This is a genomic window from Eubacteriales bacterium mix99, assembly GCA_038396605.1.
Classification (GTDB): Bacteria; Bacillota; Clostridia; order Caldicoprobacterales; family DTU083; genus UBA4874.
The window spans coordinates 1,355,173-1,372,834 of the sequence record CP121690.1 but is presented as its reverse complement, the minus strand read 5'-3'; the positions used below and the strand labels follow the sequence as shown (position 1 = coordinate 1,372,834).

15 protein-coding genes are annotated in these 17,662 nt (G+C 51.4%); all 15 read right to left on the bottom strand.

All coding sequences use genetic code 11. The annotated features are described in order from the left end of the window. Positions 1-271 precede the first annotated feature (271 nt). Positions 272-1,813, bottom strand: a complete 1,542-nt coding sequence (locus QBE55_05895; GenBank protein WZL79663.1) for a DUF4340 domain-containing protein — start codon at positions 1,811-1,813, stop codon at positions 272-274. Further along, complete coding sequence (locus QBE55_05890) at positions 1,810-3,243, bottom strand: GldG family protein (protein ID WZL79662.1); 1,434 nt, start codon at positions 3,241-3,243, stop codon at positions 1,810-1,812. Before QBE55_05890 ends, QBE55_05895 begins: the two co-directional genes overlap by 4 nt. Positions 3,244-3,255: 12 nt before the next feature. Then, a complete protein-coding gene (locus tag QBE55_05885) occupies positions 3,256-4,119 on the bottom strand; it encodes an ABC transporter permease (protein ID WZL79661.1) in 864 nt (287 codons plus the stop codon). After that, positions 4,120-5,082, bottom strand: coding sequence for an ABC transporter ATP-binding protein (locus QBE55_05880; protein ID WZL79660.1), 963 nt, complete (start codon positions 5,080-5,082; stop codon positions 4,120-4,122). 107 nt (positions 5,083-5,189) lie between these two features. Next, on the bottom strand, positions 5,190-6,605 hold the full coding sequence (gene cysS, locus QBE55_05875) for a cysteine--tRNA ligase (GenBank protein WZL79659.1): 1,416 nt from the start codon (positions 6,603-6,605) through the stop codon (positions 5,190-5,192). Beyond that, positions 6,602-7,264 (bottom strand): serine O-acetyltransferase, encoded by a 663-nt coding sequence (gene cysE / locus QBE55_05870; protein WZL79658.1) that lies wholly within the window; start codon positions 7,262-7,264, stop codon positions 6,602-6,604. Before cysE ends, cysS begins: the two co-directional genes overlap by 4 nt. A 165-nt stretch (positions 7,265-7,429) precedes the next feature. Next, entirely contained in the window at positions 7,430-8,326 is an 897-nt protein-coding gene (locus QBE55_05865) for a DUF1002 domain-containing protein (GenBank protein WZL79657.1), read from the bottom strand. Positions 8,327-8,427: 101 nt separating this feature from the next. Further along, positions 8,428-8,901 (bottom strand): 2-C-methyl-D-erythritol 2,4-cyclodiphosphate synthase, encoded by a 474-nt coding sequence (gene ispF, locus QBE55_05860; GenBank protein ID WZL79656.1) that lies wholly within the window; start codon positions 8,899-8,901, stop codon positions 8,428-8,430. Continuing rightward, complete coding sequence (gene ispD, locus QBE55_05855; protein ID WZL79655.1) at positions 8,898-9,605, bottom strand: 2-C-methyl-D-erythritol 4-phosphate cytidylyltransferase; 708 nt, start codon at positions 9,603-9,605, stop codon at positions 8,898-8,900. The genes ispF and ispD overlap by 4 nt, the downstream gene beginning before the upstream one ends. 23 nt (positions 9,606-9,628) lie before the next feature. Continuing rightward, positions 9,629-10,738 (bottom strand): PIN/TRAM domain-containing protein, encoded by a 1,110-nt coding sequence (locus tag QBE55_05850; GenBank protein WZL79654.1) that lies wholly within the window; start codon positions 10,736-10,738, stop codon positions 9,629-9,631. Positions 10,739-10,822: 84 nt separating this feature from the next. Then, positions 10,823-11,314: a CarD family transcriptional regulator gene (locus QBE55_05845; GenBank protein WZL79653.1), complete on the bottom strand. Its 492-nt coding sequence runs from the start codon at positions 11,312-11,314 to the stop codon at positions 10,823-10,825. A 540-nt stretch (positions 11,315-11,854) separates the two neighbouring features. Then, positions 11,855-13,219, bottom strand: coding sequence for a DNA repair protein RadA (gene radA / locus QBE55_05840; GenBank protein ID WZL79652.1), 1,365 nt, complete (start codon positions 13,217-13,219; stop codon positions 11,855-11,857). 222 nt (positions 13,220-13,441) lie between these two features. Next, positions 13,442-15,910, bottom strand: coding sequence for an ATP-dependent Clp protease ATP-binding subunit (locus tag QBE55_05835; protein WZL79651.1), 2,469 nt, complete (start codon positions 15,908-15,910; stop codon positions 13,442-13,444). Between the two features lie 11 nt (positions 15,911-15,921). Continuing rightward, the gene (locus QBE55_05830) at positions 15,922-16,971 is read right to left on the bottom strand and encodes a protein arginine kinase (GenBank protein WZL79650.1); all 1,050 of its coding nucleotides are present in this window, start codon (positions 16,969-16,971) and stop codon (positions 15,922-15,924) included. Next, complete coding sequence (locus tag QBE55_05825) at positions 16,968-17,630, bottom strand: UvrB/UvrC motif-containing protein (protein ID WZL79649.1); 663 nt, start codon at positions 17,628-17,630, stop codon at positions 16,968-16,970. Before QBE55_05825 ends, QBE55_05830 begins: the two co-directional genes overlap by 4 nt. Positions 17,631-17,662 lie beyond the last annotated feature (32 nt).

Here is a 17,662-nt window from a genome sequence, read left to right as displayed (position 1 = left end):
GCAGTGACATTCTGAAATATTCTTACTGGTGACAGAATGCTGCAAAGAAGGTATCAATATATTTTTATAATAATTTCAGATAAGGAAGGGATACCTGATTATTCCCATACCGAAACGGGAAAAATTGAAATAATGTAAAGATTACAAAAAGAAAAGCCTTCCATTTTTGTATGGAAAGCCTTTCTTTTTCCTGCTTATATTGAAGAAACCACCGATCAGGTTTTGTTTTTTACTCTCGTGGAGCTTTTTGCTGGTTTCAGCCTGTTAACCATCAGTCCTTATCCTTTGTTTTCCCCGCCATCAGGTTCGCCAGATCATTCATGACCCAATCCAGCCTCTTGCGGGTGACCAGGAATTCGGATTCCATGTCGCCGTCCTGTACCACAGAGTAATAATCATCGTCATAGGGGATAAACGCAACATTCCGCTCCGGCCGAGAACCCTTGTTCAAATAATAGGTGATTTTGAAATCCGGCTGGCCCTGCACCATATGATTCTTCTCCGCGTCCACCACAATTCCGATCAGGCTCTGGTAAAAGTCCTTGAAGGGATCCTCTTCCTTTTCCTTGCCGTCCAGGAAGTATGTCGTGACCACCTCATCCTCCTTGTCCTTCTCCTTTGCCTTTTCCGTCCTGCGGGTCATGCTCAGGGTATGGGTTTCTCCTTTGCCTTCCAGAACTACCTTATCCACATCTTCAATGTTTACAATGAGCGCAAATTTATCCGCGATCTCCATGGGCTTAATATCCATAAAATCCGTCAGGGATTTTTCCATAGTATAGACCGAATCGGAATCCGCCGTCTTGAAATAGATGGTTTCCTCATCCGGACTGTTTCCAAAGAGCAGATCCAGCGTATTGGTTTCATCCTTCAGGACAAAATGCCGTTTGGGATGGTCCAGACCATATTTTCCAGGATCAGCGGGCTGATCGTCCACAAAATCCTTGATTGCTAAACTGGATACTCCTTCCAGCTTTGGATCAAGCTTGGAAGAATCAATGCTTCTGGGCTGTTTATAGGGCTTTACCAATTGGAACGCACCCAGTCCATACTGGGCTTCCTCCTTGGACTGATCCTCCGTCTTTTTGATTTCGATCTCCTTCTGCCCTTCTCCGGACAGATACAGATAGCTCATGGACGTCAGATCAATCTGGGGAAGGGACTTGTCCCGGTAATCCGCAAGGGAATCACCCAGCTTCTCCCCGTTGCTGCTGTAAACCGTAAATACCCTGGAGTCGCCTTCCTTCATCAGATAATTCGTATTGCCCTCGGCGGTCTTGTCTCCCAGATACAGCACGATCTTCTTTCCGTCGTCCAGCAGCGCCGTACCGGTGGCCGTCGGCTTATCCAGCCCATAGATGGAAAGATCCTCCGGATCCTTTTCCACCAGATCGTCCGCCACCAGGGAAGAAAATACCCGGGCCAGATCCTCTACCTTGGACTGATCCAGCTTAACCGGAATGTAGGTGGTATTCTTCCATACCGTCTCCGTCTTTGGCTTCTTGTCTTCCTCTTTTTGATCCTTCGTACCTTTTGTGTCCTTCCCTTTTCCGGACTTGTCCGTATCCGCGGTCTTTTCCTTCGTTTCCTTCACAGTCCGGACTTCCTTTTCAAAGGTCAGCTCTTTTTCCTTACTGTTCTGCAGTGTGATTTTCGATATTTTATCCTTGTCCACACTGGAGATTTCAATGGAGGACTCCGCCTTCTTTTCCGGGGTGTCATCCTTCACCGGCTTCCTGCTCAGGTAAATATATACGCCGCCCAGGACTGCCAGCACAACAATCAGAAGAATCAGACTGCGCTTCCTCTTCATAGATGTCTCCTCCTCAGCCATACCACCAATCCTGCAATCAATACAATGGCCGGAATTACAACCAGCGCAAGGGCTCCATAGATCCGGACCTGCATTTCCGTAATGTTCAGGGGCTGGACCGTCAGGCTCTTGGGCCGTATGGTAATGGAATCCTCCCGTTCAAAGATCCAGTTCAGGCTGTTCATGAACAGGTTGGAACCTCCTTCAAAGCCGGTTCCCAGAAAACCGGAGTTGCCGATCACCACCATTCTCGTGGTGTAGGTCTCATTGGCTGCCAGGTTATAGACCTGATCCTCAACAGCCACGGCCAGATCAAACGGACCCGGCACATCACCTGCCTGCCGTTCCACGGAAGATTCCCTGCTGTCCGCCTTTCTGCCGAACGACTTGTCCGAAGTGGTCAGAAGCGGCTGAACCGTCAGGGTATTCCGCTTGTCGTCCAGGATACGGATGGCCTGCCCTCCCGGAATCAGCAGCGGCATCTTGCTGGTCTTGATGGGATTCACAATGTCATGATCCGCAAAATCCGGTACCAGATACAAAGGGTTGCCGCCGGCGTATTTTCCCTGCTCCCCTTCCAATACCAGAGTATTGGACAGCTCAATACCATAATTCTGAAACACTGCCTGGAAATTGGGCTGATCATCCAGCAAAACATCCATCATAAACAAGGCCCTTCCCTGATCCTCCAGATACGCCTTCAGTGCTTCCGCTTCCTCTTTTGAAAGATCCTTCTGCGGAGAATTGACAATGAGAAGATTCGCATCGTCCGGAACCCCCTCCTGTCCCAATAAGTTCAGTTCCTTCACATCAAAGTTTTCCAGCTCCATTTGCTTTTTGGCGTTGGAATCCAGAGGAGTCTCACTATGTCCTTCCAGCACATAGGCAACCGGCATTTCCGAACCGCCGACAAACAGGATCGCAGAAGTCAGCCTCTGCTCTACTGCCAGGGATTCGGGCTGCGACCCGCCGGATTGGCTCTGCGTGTAATTGATCATATCATACTGATCGATGACGCGGTACACTTTGCCTTTCTCCACAACAAGGCTACCCGATGCGAGTGACTCCCCTTCCTTTGTATACTTTTTCGCAGTCAGAGGATCCCGGACAGGGTCAATAGTACCGGTATGAATATGTTTTGACTTTCTTTCATACCTTTGCACAATTTCCTTTACCACGGGACTGACTGAGCTCTGTTCCCCAACATAATAAATGGTGACATCGTCCTTCAAATCCTTCAGCATGTCTTCGGTCTGCTCCGACAGGGTGTACAGCTGGTTCTGCGTCAAATCAACACGCAGCGGAATCCTGTCTGCAACCAGGTTAACGACAATCACCGCCGCGATGACAATCACCGTTATCAGCGTGGCATAGCCGCCGTATTTAAATTTTTTGCTTTTGAAAGACTGTAAGATGTTTCCTTTTTTCATCCCTGCTCCCCCTTAGCTCCATCTCTTCTTTTCCAGCATCCGCACCGTAAGGAAAAGAAAAATGCCGGAAAAGGAGATATAGTATATAATCGGGCTGAGGTTCAGAACACCCATGGAAAAGTCGTCATACCGACTGAGCAGTGAGAACCAGTTCAGCACCTTTGCAATGAGTCCGTCAAAAGCAGCCGGCTTCATTCGATAGCCAACAAACACGCCAATCAGTCCGGCCGCCACAATCCCGCCGCTGACAATCCAATTCTTTGCCGCCATATAGAAAATAACAGCTACCGCTGCAATCAGGATACACGTAAAAATAATGCCGGAAGTACGATCTGTGGGCAGCCCCTGGGCAATCGTATCAATAAACCAGATAAGAAGAAGTACAGTAAAGGTGACAACAGCGGCAATGACCTGATTGTCCGTAATAGAGGATACGAACAAGCCCACTGCGATCAGGGAGCAGCCAAACAGGAAAAATCCGACATACCCGCCAATCACTTCGGGCCAGTTCACGGAACCCATGGTACTCAGGATGACCGGATAAATCAGTGTAATGACCAGTGTCAGAAACAATACGCTTACCGCTCCCAGAAATTTGCCGAGAACAATTCTGGAAAGGCTGATGGGACTGGTCAGCAGCAGCTGATCCGTTTTCTGCCGGGCTTCCTCTGCCAGCAGGCGCATGGTCAGGATCGGGACAATCAGCATGAATACAAACGTGATATTGGAAAGCACTCCGTTATATTGGGGGCTCATACCCAGCAAATTGTTCAGGACGAAGAACAGGCCAACAAAAAACAACAGGCACGCCATAAAGATATAGCCCGTCATGGATTTAAAGTAGGTTAGAAATTCTTTTTTAATAATTGCCAGCATTTACTGCACCCCCTTGTCGGAAACCGTATCATCCTGCGTGGTTACCCGCATGAAGATATCTTCCAGAGTCATGCCCACGGCTCTCATCATCAGGATAGGGTAGGATGCCCTGCTGAATGCATGAAACAAAGGTCTCCGGATATCCACATTATTTTCTGCCTGTACAATGATATCCACAGTGTCCGGCTCCCGGGAACCCTGGGACTCCACAGACCTAATCCCCTGCAGCTCCCCGACCACTTTGAGGGCCTGCTTTTCCGAAGCCGCAATCCGGAGCGTAATCCGGCTGGTATCGCCAAGACCCTTCGACAGGTTCGCCGGCGTATCACTGGCTACAATCCTGCCCCGATCAATAATGGCCACCCGCTCACACACTTCACTGACTTCCGGCAGAATATGCGAACTGAGAATAATGGTATGGCTTTTCCCAAGTTTTTTGATCAGATTCCGGATTTCAACAATCTGCTTGGGATCCAGTCCGACAGTGGGCTCGTCCAATATCAGAACGTCCGGATTCCCCACCAGTGCCTGGGCCAGGCCGACACGCTGCCGATACCCTTTGGACAGGTTCCGGATGAGTCTTCCCTTCACATCGCCGATCCGGACCAGGTCCATGATTCGATCCAGCCCCGCCTTTTTATCCGATGTCTTTACCCCCTTGATCTCACTGACAAAATTCAGATACTCCGTCACCGTCATTTCTCCGTACAACGGAGGAAATTCAGGCAGATAGCCGATCTTTTTCTTTGCCTCCTCCGGCTGCTCCAGAATATCGATGCCGTCGATTAGGGCAGTGCCTTCCGTGGCAGAAATATAGCCGGTGAGAATGTTCATGGTCGTTGACTTGCCCGCACCGTTCGGGCCAAGAAATCCCAGTATTTCGCCGGAATCCACCGTAAAATCAATGGAATCCACGGCAACATGCTGACCAAAACGCTTGGTCAGATTTTCAACTTGGATCAAAGTATTCCCCCCCAATTAAAAAATTCTGGCTCATTGCATAATGCAGTTTTCATTATATCATCCCGTATCAGATTATATCAAAAAAGTTTAAAGAAATTATGAATAATTTATGAATTAACCGAAGGAGATTCCTGACGTTTCCACCGAACGCCCTGTGGAGTATCCTCCAGAACAATGCCCTGCTCTTTCAGGTCATCCCGGATCCGGTCTGCCAGAGCCCAGTTCTTATCCTCCCGGGCTTTCTGCCGCTGTCGAATCAAATCCTCGACTTCCTCATCCAGCTTTCCCTTCTTCTTCGTCATCAGCCCCAGAATATCCGTCAGGCGCATCAGTTCTTCCCGCGCGGCGCAAAGCACCGCCTTTGACCTGTCCGGCCCGGCATAGGTATTGATCTCACGTATCAGATCAAAGATGACGCCGATTGCACCTGCCGTATTGATATCGTCCTCCATGGCGTTTTCAAAATCCGTCGTGTACTCCGGCAATTGATCCTGGAACTTCTGGTCTTCCGGAGACACAGGTTCCTCCGGAGCGCTCCGGATCAGATACCCCAGATTGGCATCAGCATTGTACAGCCGTTCCAGTGCGCTGCGGGTCTGCTCCAGCAATTCCCTGCTGAAATTGATCGGATTCCGGTAATGGGAGGACAGCATGAACAGCCGCACCACTTCCGGATCGAATTTTTCACAGATTTCCCGTACCGTAAAGAAGTTGCCCGCCGATTTGGACATCTTCTGATGGTCAATATTGATATATCCATTATGAAGCCAGTAACGCGCAAACGGTTTTCCGGTGGCTCCCTCGCTTTGGGCGATTTCATTCTCATGGTGAGGGAAAATCAGATCCTGACCGCCGGAATGGACATCTATGGTCTCTCCCAGGTATTTGGTGGCCATGGTAGAGCATTCGATGTGCCAGCCCGGTCTCCCGGGGCCCCAGGGACTGTCCCAGAACGGCTCTCCCGGCTTTTGGCCTTTCCATAATGCAAAATCCATGGGACTTTTCTTTCCTTCGTTGATATCCACCCGGGCGCCTGCTTCCAGGTCCTCCAGGCTTTGTCCGGACAGTTTCCCATAGGAGGGGAACGCAGCCGTATCGTAATAAACGTCCTCACCTGCCGGATACGCCAGTCCCTTATCCACCAGGACACGAATAAACGCTATAATATCATCAATATGCTCCGTGGCTCTCGGATAATGGTCCGCCCGGCGGATCCCAAGCCGGTCCGCATCCTTGAAATACTCCGCAATGTAATGCTCGCCCAGTTCCCGGACCGTGGTGCCTTCCTCCTTTGCCCTCCGGATCATCTTGTCGTCGATATCGGTAAAATTCTGGACAAATGTCACCCGATATCCCTTGTATTCCATATATCTCCGAAAGACGTCAAACACGATAAACGGGCGTGCATTGCCGATATGAATATAATTATAGACGGTTGGCCCGCAGGAATACATGCGCAGTTCCCCCGGATGGAGAGGGATGAACTCTTCCTTTGTCCTGGTCATCGTATTGTATAACTTCATGTCTTATGCTTTGCCTCCAATTCTTCCACTTTTTTCTCCAGATCCAGCAGACGGATCGTCAGTCTCATCAATGCTTCATTCACTGGATCGGGAAGATCCACCTGATCCAGATCGGGACTTTGCTCTTCGCCATACACCCTCTTGTTGTCCTTTTTCACCACCCTGCCCGGTATGCCGACCACGGTGCAGTTGGGCGGCACCTCGCGCAGCACCACCGCACCCGCCCCGATTTTGGAATTGTCTCCCACGCGGAAGGGGCCCAGCACCTTGGCGCCGGTGCTGATGACCACATTGTTGCCGATGGTGGGATGCCTCTTCCCGGTTTCCTTGCCGGTCCCGCCCAGGGTGGCGCCCTGATAAATCGTTACATTGTCACCGATTTCCGTTGTCTCCCCGATAACCACACCCATACCATGGTCAATGAACAGGCCCTTGCCGATCTTTGCTGCAGGATGAATCTCAATGCCGGTGGCAAATCGATTGAGATTCGACAGAATGCGTGCCAGGAGCTTGCATTTATGGCGGTACAGCCAGTGGGCAATCCGGTGCCAAAAGACAGCGTGGAGTCCGGGATAGCAGAGAATAACCTCCAGCGTGCTCCGCGCTGCCGGATCCCTGTCCCTTACAGCCCGGATATCTCCCTTTATCAGTTCGAACATAATGATCCCCCTATTTTGGTGCAAAAAAGCCTCCCCTCTGAAAAGTCAAAGACGGAGGCTTTTATGATTTCCACCCAGATTCGCACAAATATTATAGTATGGAAGTGCCTCACCTGTCAATGACGCACACACCGGACGGGCGGCACTCCGGGGAATGCACGGGAATCAAGCCGTTTTTCCCTTGAAAACCCGGGCAAGCCATGCAAAGAAACCCTTGATGGCATCCAGGATCTGCTGGAAAATTCCCTTGTTTTCGTTAATGGTCTGTCCTACCTTATCCAGGCCCCTGGAGATATTCTGAAGCTGCCCGGAGATTTGGTCCACATTCAGATCCAAATGGCTGATCTTCTCCATCAAATCCGCCAGCTGGTCCATATTCTGCTGCGTGATGTTGATGTTCAGATCCCCGGCGACGTCAATGATAATATCCCGGATCTTCTCCGGATCCTTCACTTTCTCCCGGACAACCCGTTCCTTGACTCCCTTTACCAGCGACGCTGCCTTGTCCTTCCCGATATCTTCCCCCAGCTCGCCGGTGGTCACCAGTTCTTCATTGGCTGCCTTTTTTCCTTCCTCTGACAGCTTTTCCCCCGTGGCCTTTTCAAAAGCCTTCATAACCCCCGTCAGTGCCGCGGTACCGGACACCGAAAAAGGGGCTGCCGCTATGACATGGGCATTTTCCACCCCGGCTGTGGCCATGGCATTGGCATACATTTCCCTGGTCACCCAGTTAATGTTGTGCGTCTCCACCAGGATCCCCCTGCCTTCCCCCAGTACTTCAACATATGCAGAGGAAATGGCCCTGTTTCCTATTTTTTTATCCGACACCATTCCTTCGAGATACGACCGCTCCTCCTGATTGGTCACTTCGATGATCTCTGCTTCCTCCCGCTTTACCCCGAACAGTTTCAGGATCTGTTCCTTCTGATCGGCGGAAAGGTTTGCACCGAGGCTGACAACCGTCTTTCCTTCGTCCCCCACCGCATCTGCCAGAGCCGTGGTTGATACAGGCAGACAGAAAAAGGAAAAGACGATCAACAACAAAACAGCTGTTCTTTTCATGATTGGCATCCTCCTGCTATTTTCCGGTATTTCCTTGTCGTTCCTTCATTTTCCTCAAACATTCTCCCAAAAAGTGGCTTTCTATTTCCAAATCTACCATATCACATTCCATCGATCAATGCAACTGCCTGAGCGGCAATTCCCTCCTGCCGGCCCGAAAATCCCAGCCATTCCGTTGTTGTGGCTTTTATATTGATACACGCCGGATCGACATGCAACACAGAAGAAATGTTTTCCTTCATCTTTGGAAGATAGGGTGCCATTCTCGGCCTCTGCGCGATGATCACGGCATCCAGATTCACAATCCCGAATCCTTTTTCCCGGAGCAGTCCGGAAACCCGCTTCAGCAGCAGCAAACTGGAGATATCGCGATAAGCTTCCTGACTGTCCGGAAAATGCTGCCCGATGTCCCCCAGCGCAGCGGCGCCCAGCATGGCATCCATTATGGCATGAACCAGGGCATCCGCATCCGAATGGCCCAGCAGGCCCCTTTCCCAGGGGATGTTCACCCCGCCCAGGATCAGCGGCCTGCCTTCCGCAAAGCGATGCACATCGTATCCGATTCCAACCCTCATCCTGTTCTCCCTCCGCTTTGAAGATACCTCTCCGCGATCTCCAGATCCTCCGAAGTGGTAATCTTGATATTGGTGTAGCCGCCTTCCACCAGCCGGACCGGATGACCGAGACGTTCCACCAGGGAGCTGTCGTCCGTGCCCAGATAATGATCTTTCTCCGCCTTTTCCTGCGCCTTCCGCAGCAGGGACAGCCGGAACGCCTGGGGCGTCTGCACCAGCCATAGCCGGCTGCGATCCGGTGTATGTATGGAAAAGCCATCTCCGTCAGTTTCCTTGATGGTGTCCTTGACCGGCATTCCGGCAGCGGACGCCCCGTACTGCCTGGCAGCCATAATGCATTTTTCAATTACCTCCACCGCAGTCAGCGGGCGAACCCCGTCCTGAATCACGACAATTCCTTCGCCCGGTATGGCTCGGATTGCATTTCGGACGGATTCCTGCCTCACCGCTCCGCCTTTTACGAAAGAGACGGCCTTTTTTACCGGATAACGGCTCAGTATTTCCTGTCGAATATATTCTTCCTCCGTCGTGACCACGATCAGCTCCTCCACCGACGGCGCCTCGTCAAAGGATAAAAGAGTATGGGCCAGAATCGGCCGGCCGCCCAGCTTCCGATACTGCTTTGGTACCGGCCCGCCGATCCTGCGGCCCTTTCCCGCTGCCAGCAGGACCGCATATACCCGTTGCATTCCTGAATTGTTCATATACCAGAACCCTCTCCCTGAAATCAGGAAACATTTTTTTCGGCATCCTTCGGCCGCGCAAAGATCATTCTGCCGGCAGCCGTCTGTAAAACGCTGGTCACCAAAACGCCTATGGTTTTCCCGACATGCTTTTTGCCGCCGTCCACCACGATCATGGTTCCATCGTCCAGGTACGCAATCCCCTGACCGGTCTCCTTGCCATCCTTGATGACCTGTACCACCATTTCCTCACCCGGCAGCACCACCGGCTTTACAGCATTGGCCAGTTCATTGATGTTGAGCACGGGAACGCCCTGGAACTCCGCCACCTTGTTCAGATTGTAGTCGTTGGTCAGAACCTTGCCCTTCAGCAGCTGTCCCAGTTTCAAAAGCTTGGCGTCCACCTCGGCGACATCCGTGAAATCCCCTTCGTAGATTTCCACATCAATCTCCAGTTCCTTCTGGATGCGATTCAGAATATCCAGGCCCCGCCGGCCCCGGTTGCGCTTCAGGGCGTCGGAGGAATCCGCAATATGCTGGAGCTCCTGCAACACAAAGGACGGTATCACCAGCGGCCCCTCGACAAAGCCGGTCTGACAGATGTCGAAGATGCGTCCGTCGATAATCACACTGGTGTCCAGAACCTTGGGAACGACCGTCTTTCCCGCGGAAGCCTTCTCTTTGGAGCCTTTTTCCTTTGGAGCCTTCCGGAAAAGCGCCAGACTGCTCAGTTCCTCCCGCCTCTTGGTGGCAATGTTGATGCCCAGATATCCGAATAAAATATAGATCGCAACGGAAAGAACCAGGGACAACCAGGGAACCTTCAAACGGTTGATGGGCTCCGTAATCAAAAACGCAATAATCAGCCCGACGATCAGACCAATGGCACCAAACAGAATGTCCGGTGTGGGTACATCCGAAAACTTACTCTCAACCCACTTCAAAAAAGCAATCGAATACCCTATGATACGGGATGACAGTAAGAATAAAATAATTGCAAGCGCAAGACCAAAAATTGAAAAAAGAACCGCGTCCTGATACTGGGGAAGCAGTACAATGTGAAAATGATTCAAAACCGAACGGACCGGAAATGCAACTCCAATCCCCAGGGCAAAACCAAGCAAAGAGAGTAAAAATTGCATAGCTCTCCTCATTTTATCACCTCCTATTGTTTATTATAACTATTATACCAAAATTTTATAAGGGAGGATGGGAAAAAGAAAAAAATACAGCGCCTGTCAGACGCTGTCCTGTTTCAATGTGATTTTATCGATCATGGATGCGATGTCTTCTTCTTTCTGCGAAGTGGACAAAACAATTTCACTGATAAGAATCTGTCTTGCAGTATTCAGCATTTTCCTTTCCGCTGTGGACAATCCCTTGTCCCGCTCCCGGATCATCAGATCCCGTACCACACCAGCGACCTCATATATGTCACCGCTCTTTATCTTTTCCAGATTCATCCGATATCTCTTGTTCCAGTTGTCCGGAAGAGAGGAACTGTGTTTGCCAAGGACCTTTACCACCTTGCCGACTTCACCGCCGGATATGATCTCCCGGATCCCGACCTCCTCCACGCTCTTTGTCGGAATCATGACCTTCATGCTGCCAATGGGAAAATGAAGTATATAATAGGGCTGCTTCTCACCAAGGATTTCCTTTGTCTCTATCCCTTCAATGATACCTGCGCCATGCATGGGATAGACCACTTTATCTCCGATCTCAAACACTTGATGATGCCTCCTTTCGCTCTGCTTCTTTCAAACATTATTTACATTATAACACAAGAGAACTGAATTGTCAAAACAGCTATTCTAACACATGACATTGTTGAAGTCAACACGGAATCTGTGAGTTTTATCGGAATTATTCATACTCCGTTACTATTCACAGCTCAATGAAAAGCAGACAGAATAAATATCGGCAAGTCGAGAGCAAAGGAATCAATATTGATTCCTTTTTGTGGATAGGAGCAGCAATGAATCGTTGGTACCGAACTTAATATATCTTCTTCATTGATGCGGATATTTGCTGATACACCCGATTTCGACCTGTTTTGACCACACGAAACACAAACAATCAAAAACAAACTTTACTGATGTAAACAACGAAGTTCCACTAATGCCTATTTCATTATATGTTTATTTGCTTCATAGTCGCAATATAAATCGTTTGACATATTTCGACTTACACATTTGTAAAAAACAAAAAACTGAAGTTTAAGAAGTCCACGTTCCCAGCGACAGAAATGCCAAAACAAGTCCGCGCAATTACCGGCCCAGGACTATATTCAGGGCGTCGTTCAGAGTGGGCGCGCCCAGAAGGGAAAAACCCGGTTCCGTATGAACCTTCTCTGCGCTGACCGGAACGATGGCCCTGCGGAAGCCCATCCTGCGGGATTCGCGGATTCGCTGTTCCATATGGGACACGGCGCGGACCTCCCCTGCCAGTCCAACCTCTCCGATGATCACCGTATAGGGATTGACCGGACAGTCCCGGTAACTGGAAGCCAGTGCCACAGCCAGCCCCAGGTCCACTGCAGGTTCGTCGATCTTTACCCCTCCGGCTACCTTGACGAAGGCGTCGCTGCCTCCCAAAAGCAGGCCCGCCCGTTTTTCCAGCACAGCCAGGAGTAGCTGCAGGCGGTTCAGATCGATTCCGTTGGTGGTCCGACGGGCATTCTGATAGCTGGAGGATCCGACCAGCGCCTGTACCTCCACCAAAATCGGACGTGTCCCCTCCATCACCGGCACAACCACTGTCCCGCTGGCGTTCACCGGCCGCTCGGACAGGAACAGCTCCGAAGCGTTGGGAATGTCCTTCAGCCCGGCATCGCCAATCTCATAAACCCCGATCTCCAGCGATCCAAAACGATTCTTCACCGCGTGAAGGATACGGTATTGGGTATATCGTTCTCCTTCAAAATACAATACGGTGTCCACCATATGCTCCAGTACCCTGGGACCGGCAATGGCGCCTTCCTTTGTCACATGCCCGGCAGTGAAAACCGCCGTCCCGGTGTTCTTTGCCATACGCAGCAGCTGAGCGGCACTTTCCCGCACCTGCACCACACTTCCCGGCGCAGACGGAATATCCGGCTTGTAAACGGTTTGTATGGAGTCGATGATGAGGACCACCGGCTTCACGTTTTTCATATGCCCTTCGATGACCTGCATATCGGCTTCCGCCACAACAAAAAAATCATCCGACATGGCTCCCAGCCGCTCCGCCCGCAGGCGCACCTGCTGAGGACTTTCCTCAGCGCTGATGTACAGGACGGGGCCGCGGCTTTCGGCAACCCGGCAGGCCAGATGGGTCAGCAGCGTACTTTTGCCGATCCCCGGATCTCCTCCCACCAGCACAAAGGATCCCGGTACAATACCGCCTCCCAGCACCCGGTCCAGCTCCATGGAGCCACTGGAAAAACGGGGCGTTTCCGAAAAGCTGACCTGATTCACTGACATAGGCCGGGCCGGATCTCCGCTGCCCACTCCCAGTCCCCTTACAGGTTCTTCCTTTTTTACGACCTCTTCCACGATGGTATTCCATTCCCCGCAGCTGCTGCAGAATCCCGCCCATTTATAATAATGCTGGCCGCAGGACTGGCAAATCCAGATAGTATTCTTCTTTGACATATTTTCCCTCTTCCACGTTTTCTTCCATGTATTGCAAACCCAAATCCGGTACCTGTAACCATTCTATGAACAATGGAAAAAATCCTGCAAAGTCCTTCACGCACAAGTCTTCTACTTCAAGAGAAGCCCACGGGAATATGCGGAAATCTGTCTGTTTCTCCATAAACAAAGCCGGGTACAGCATAAATACTGTACCCGGCCCGGTCACTCGGGAAAGGGGGATCATTTCCCTGTCATGACCTTATCCGGCTCTTTCGGCTGCAGACCGTGGAAACTCAGCTTGCCGTCCTTCATGCCAACCTGTATTGTCTCGCCGACCTTTACGTTCCCCGCCAGAATCTCCTCGGAAAGATTGTCTTCCACCATCCTCTGGATCACCCTGCGCAGCGGTCGGGCGCCGTAGGTTGGATCAAAGCCTTCCTTTGACATATGGTCCTGGGCTTCCTGCGTCACCTCCAGGAAGATGTTCCTCCTGGCCAGCCTCCTGGAGACATCGGCCAGCATCAGTTTGACGATCTTTTTCAGATCGTTTTCCTCCAATGCATGGAACACTATGGTTTCGTCAATCCGATTCAAAAACTCCGGCCGGAAGGTCTTTTTCAGCTCTCCCATGATGTTGTCCTTCATCTTTTCATATTCGGACGCAGCCATATCATCTGTGGCAGTAAACCCGATGGTGCTCTGCTTGCGGATGGTATGTGCACCGACGTTGGATGTCATGACCACCACTGTATTCCGGAAATCCACTGTCCGCCCCCTGGAATCCGTCAATCGTCCGTCCTCCAGGACCTGCAGCAGAATGTTGAACACATCGGGATGGGCCTTTTCGATTTCATCCAGCAGCACAACGGAGTAAGGCTTTCTGCGGACCTTTTCCGTCAGCTGTCCGCCTTCCTCATAGCCCACATATCCCGGAGGAGAGCCGACCAGCCGGGAAACACTGTAACGCTCCATGTATTCGGACATATCGATCCGGATCATGGCATCTTCTGCACCGAACAACGCTTCTGCAAGGGCTTTGCACAACTCCGTCTTGCCTACTCCGGTAGGTCCCAGAAAGATAAAGGAGCCAATGGGGCGTCTGGGATCCTTCAGTCCGGCTCTTGCGCGCCGGATTGCGCGGGATACGGCCTTTACCGCCTCGTCCTGCCCGATGACACGCTTGTGCAGGATGCTTTCCATATTGAGCAGCCGCTCTTTTTCGTTTTCCGTCAGCTTCCTGACCGGAATCCCGGTCCAGCTCGCCACGATCTGAGCCACTTCCTCCTCTCCCACTGTTTCCTTGTTCGCAGTGGACTCCCGGCTCAGGCTGTTCTTCCTTTCCTCGATTTTATCCTTAACCTTCTGCTCTTCATCCCGGATCCGGGCTGCCTTTTCGTAATTCTGATTCATGACAGCCTCTTCCTTTTCCTTCATCAGGTCTTCCTTTTTCGTTTCCAGATCCTTTAGATCCGGAGGAGCGGTAAAGCTCTGCAGCCGTACCCGGGAGGCTGCTTCATCAATCAGATCGATGGCCTTGTCCGGCAGGAAGCGGTCGGTAATATAGCGGCCCGACAGATCGACGGCCGCCTTCAGGGCTTCATCCGTAATCCGGACCTTGTGATGCGCCTCGTATTTGTCCCGCAGTCCAAACAGGATCTGCACCGCCTCATCCCTGGAAGGCTCTTCCACCATGACCGGCTGGAACCGGCGCTCCAGGGCAGGATCCTTTTCCACATTCTTATGGTATTCCTCTGTTGTGGTGGCGCCAATGGCCTGGATCTCTCCCCTGGCCAGAGCGGGCTTCAGAATATTGGAAGCATCGATGGCACCTTCTGCGGCACCTGCGCCGATAATGGTATGCATTTCATCGATAAACAGGATCACGTCTCCCGCTTTCCGGATTTCCGCCATGATGTTCTTCAGCCGTTCCTCAAACTCTCCGCGGTATTTTGCACCGGCCACCATACCGGCCATGTCCAGGGTAACAATCCGCTTCCCTTTCAGCAGGCCGGGAACATTGCCTTCCTGGATCTTCTGCGCCAGGCCTTCCGCAACGGCCGTCTTACCGACTCCTGCTTCCCCGATCAGAACCGGGTTGTTCTTGGTCCGGCGGCACAGGATCTGCATGACCCGTTCAATTTCCTTATCCCTTCCAATCACCGGATCCAGTTTGCCTTCTTCGGCCATATCCGTTAAATCCCTGCCGTACTGATCCAGTGTGGGAGTATTCGTTTTCTTCCTCCCGGAGGACTGATGGGCTTCCATGCCCTCTTCCTTCAGCATTTTTATAATCTGCTCCCGGGCATACCCGAGATCCACCCCGCACTCCATGAGGATCCGGGCGGCGACTCCTTCTCCTTCCCGGATCAGGGCCAGCAGCAAATGCTCGGTTCCCACATAATTGTGTCCGAGATTTCTCGCTTCGTAAAAGCTGAGCTCCATGACCCGCTTGGTTCTCGGCGTATAGCCAAACCCTTCTGTAAAGTTATAATTCCCCTTGCCAACCAGGCTTTCCACCTGATTCCTTACGGTATCGACATCCACACCCAGCTCCTTCAATACCCGGGCAGCTGCACCTTCGCCTTCCCTCAGAAGTCCGAGAAGCAGGTGCTCCGTTCCTACATAATTATGTCCCAGATTCCTTGCCTCTTCCTGGGCATAAATCAGGGCACGCTGGGCTCTTTCTGTAAATCGGCCGAAAAAAGCCATACGATAACCTCCTAACTGTTAGTCTCTGAACTTATTATGTCTTTCATTGCTTTCCTTATGAGATCCGCCCGCACAATATTGACTTCCATCTCATCCAGCTTTCTGCCGGCTTTCTTCCGGACACCGGCCGGCTGGCCCTCTGTCATGAGAGTATCCACGACTTCCGTATTGATGTTGGGAAGGATCCCCATACTGATGCCCATCCGCACCTGGGAGATCAGCGCCATGAACTCCTTGAGCTCCAGCACCCTGGCATGGCAAAGGATGCCAAAGGACCTCCAGATGGCATCCTTGAACTGAATCCCATTGACCTTCAGAAAGGCCTTTCTCGCCATTCGCTCATTCTCCACAATCTGACGGCAGGCAACGTTCAGATTATTGATAATATCCTCCTCCGAGGATCCCAATGTGATCTGATTGGAGATCTGATAAATGTTTCCAAGGGCTTCGGTGCCTTCCCCGTAAATGCCCCGTGCCGTCAATCTGATCTTGGATATGGCCTGCAGGATGGCATTCATCTGGTTGTTGGCCGTCAGCGCCGGCAGATGCAGCATGACTGACGCCCGCAGGCCGGTGCCCACATTGGTGGGGCAGCTGGTCAGATAACCCAGATCCTTGTCAAAGGCGTAATCCACTTCCCCTTCAATGACATCATCCACATGATTCAGCGTCTCCCATGCCTGATTCATCTGAAAGCCGGGAAGGATGCACTGCATCCGGATGTGATCCTCCTCATTCACCATGACCGTGACCTTCTCCGAAGAGTCCAGGGCCAAAGCCGATATCCCGGGGTTCTTCATCAGATCCGGGCTGGCCAGATGCTTTTCCACCAGTATCTGCCGTTCCACGGCCGGTACATCCTTTGTAAAGAAAAACAAAAAATCTGAATTCAGATCCGTTTTCCCATCCCGGATGCTCTTCCGGACTTTCTCAGCGATTTCCCTGGCCTGCTTCTCCGGAAGAATCACCGGAAAAGGATATTTTGCCACATTTCTCGCCAAACGGGTTCGGCTGCTCAGCACAACGTCCTTGGCCGGTCCTTTTTCATTGATCCAGCTCATTGCCCGTTCCCTCCCTGCTTGTTTTCATCGTCGTTTTCCGGCTTATTTTGTCCATTGTTCTCCGGTTTATTTTGTTCGCCCTTTTCGTGCCGGCTTTGTTCCTTGTCCTCCGGCTGCTTTCGTCTGTTGTCGTCCGACGGATCCTTGCCGGGCTGCTCCAGTTCCCTGATCTGATCCCGCAGCACCGCGGCCTTCTCAAAGGCTTCCGTTTCCACGGCCTTTTTCAGCTCCGTCTTGAGACTGGTGATCTTCTTCTGCCGTACCAGCCCCGATCCGCTTCGCTTCGGCACCTTCCCGGTATGAACCGTATTTCCCTGTATCCTTCGCAGAAGCGGAAGCAATTCCTCACGGAAGGACTGATAGCAGTCCTCACATCCCAGCAGCCCTGTCTTGCGGAACTGATTGAAGTCCAGCCCGCAGGCAGTGCACTTGGGCGCCATGGGTTTTTCATAAGCAGAGCTGGCAGCGTTCTGAGTGTTCTGATTCTGTATATCCATAAAGCTTGCAATTAAATCATTTATTGTAAGCGGAGTAACATTCATGAAATCCTGCCGCTGTCTGGCACAGTCCTCACAAAGATGAAGCTCTGTCTTGTGATTGTCTACTATTTTCACCAAATGTACGGTTGCGGGTTTCTGTTTGCATTCCTGACACAGCATAATTCTTTCATCTCCCTCAAAATATATATACC

Excerpts from the sequence above, each read along its gene's own strand:
- QBE55_05830 (WZL79650.1), bottom strand. The coding sequence starts at position 16,971 with ATGAGCTGGATCAATGAAAAAGGACCGGCCAAGGACGTTGTGCTGAGC.
- cysS (WZL79659.1), bottom strand. The coding sequence starts at position 6,605 with ATGAAGTTATACAATACGATGACCAGGACAAAGGAAGAGTTCATCCCT.
- QBE55_05885 (WZL79661.1), bottom strand. The coding sequence starts at position 4,119 with ATGCTGGCAATTATTAAAAAAGAATTTCTAACCTACTTTAAATCCATG.
- QBE55_05865 (WZL79657.1), bottom strand. The coding sequence starts at position 8,326 with ATGAAAAGAACAGCTGTTTTGTTGTTGATCGTCTTTTCCTTTTTCTGT.
- cysE (WZL79658.1), bottom strand. The coding sequence starts at position 7,264 with ATGTTCGAACTGATAAAGGGAGATATCCGGGCTGTAAGGGACAGGGAT.
- QBE55_05890 (WZL79662.1), bottom strand. The coding sequence starts at position 3,243 with ATGAAAAAAGGAAACATCTTACAGTCTTTCAAAAGCAAAAAATTTAAA.
- QBE55_05835 (WZL79651.1), bottom strand. The coding sequence starts at position 15,910 with ATGGCTTTTTTCGGCCGATTTACAGAAAGAGCCCAGCGTGCCCTGATT.
- QBE55_05895 (WZL79663.1), bottom strand. The coding sequence starts at position 1,813 with ATGAAGAGGAAGCGCAGTCTGATTCTTCTGATTGTTGTGCTGGCAGTC.
- QBE55_05850 (WZL79654.1), bottom strand. The coding sequence starts at position 10,738 with ATGAGGAGAGCTATGCAATTTTTACTCTCTTTGCTTGGTTTTGCCCTG.
- QBE55_05825 (WZL79649.1), bottom strand. The coding sequence starts at position 17,630 with ATGCTGTGTCAGGAATGCAAACAGAAACCCGCAACCGTACATTTGGTG.
- radA (WZL79652.1), bottom strand. The coding sequence starts at position 13,219 with ATGTCAAAGAAGAATACTATCTGGATTTGCCAGTCCTGCGGCCAGCAT.
- ispF (WZL79656.1), bottom strand. The coding sequence starts at position 8,901 with ATGAGGGTTGGAATCGGATACGATGTGCATCGCTTTGCGGAAGGCAGG.
- ispD (WZL79655.1), bottom strand. The coding sequence starts at position 9,605 with ATGAACAATTCAGGAATGCAACGGGTATATGCGGTCCTGCTGGCAGCG.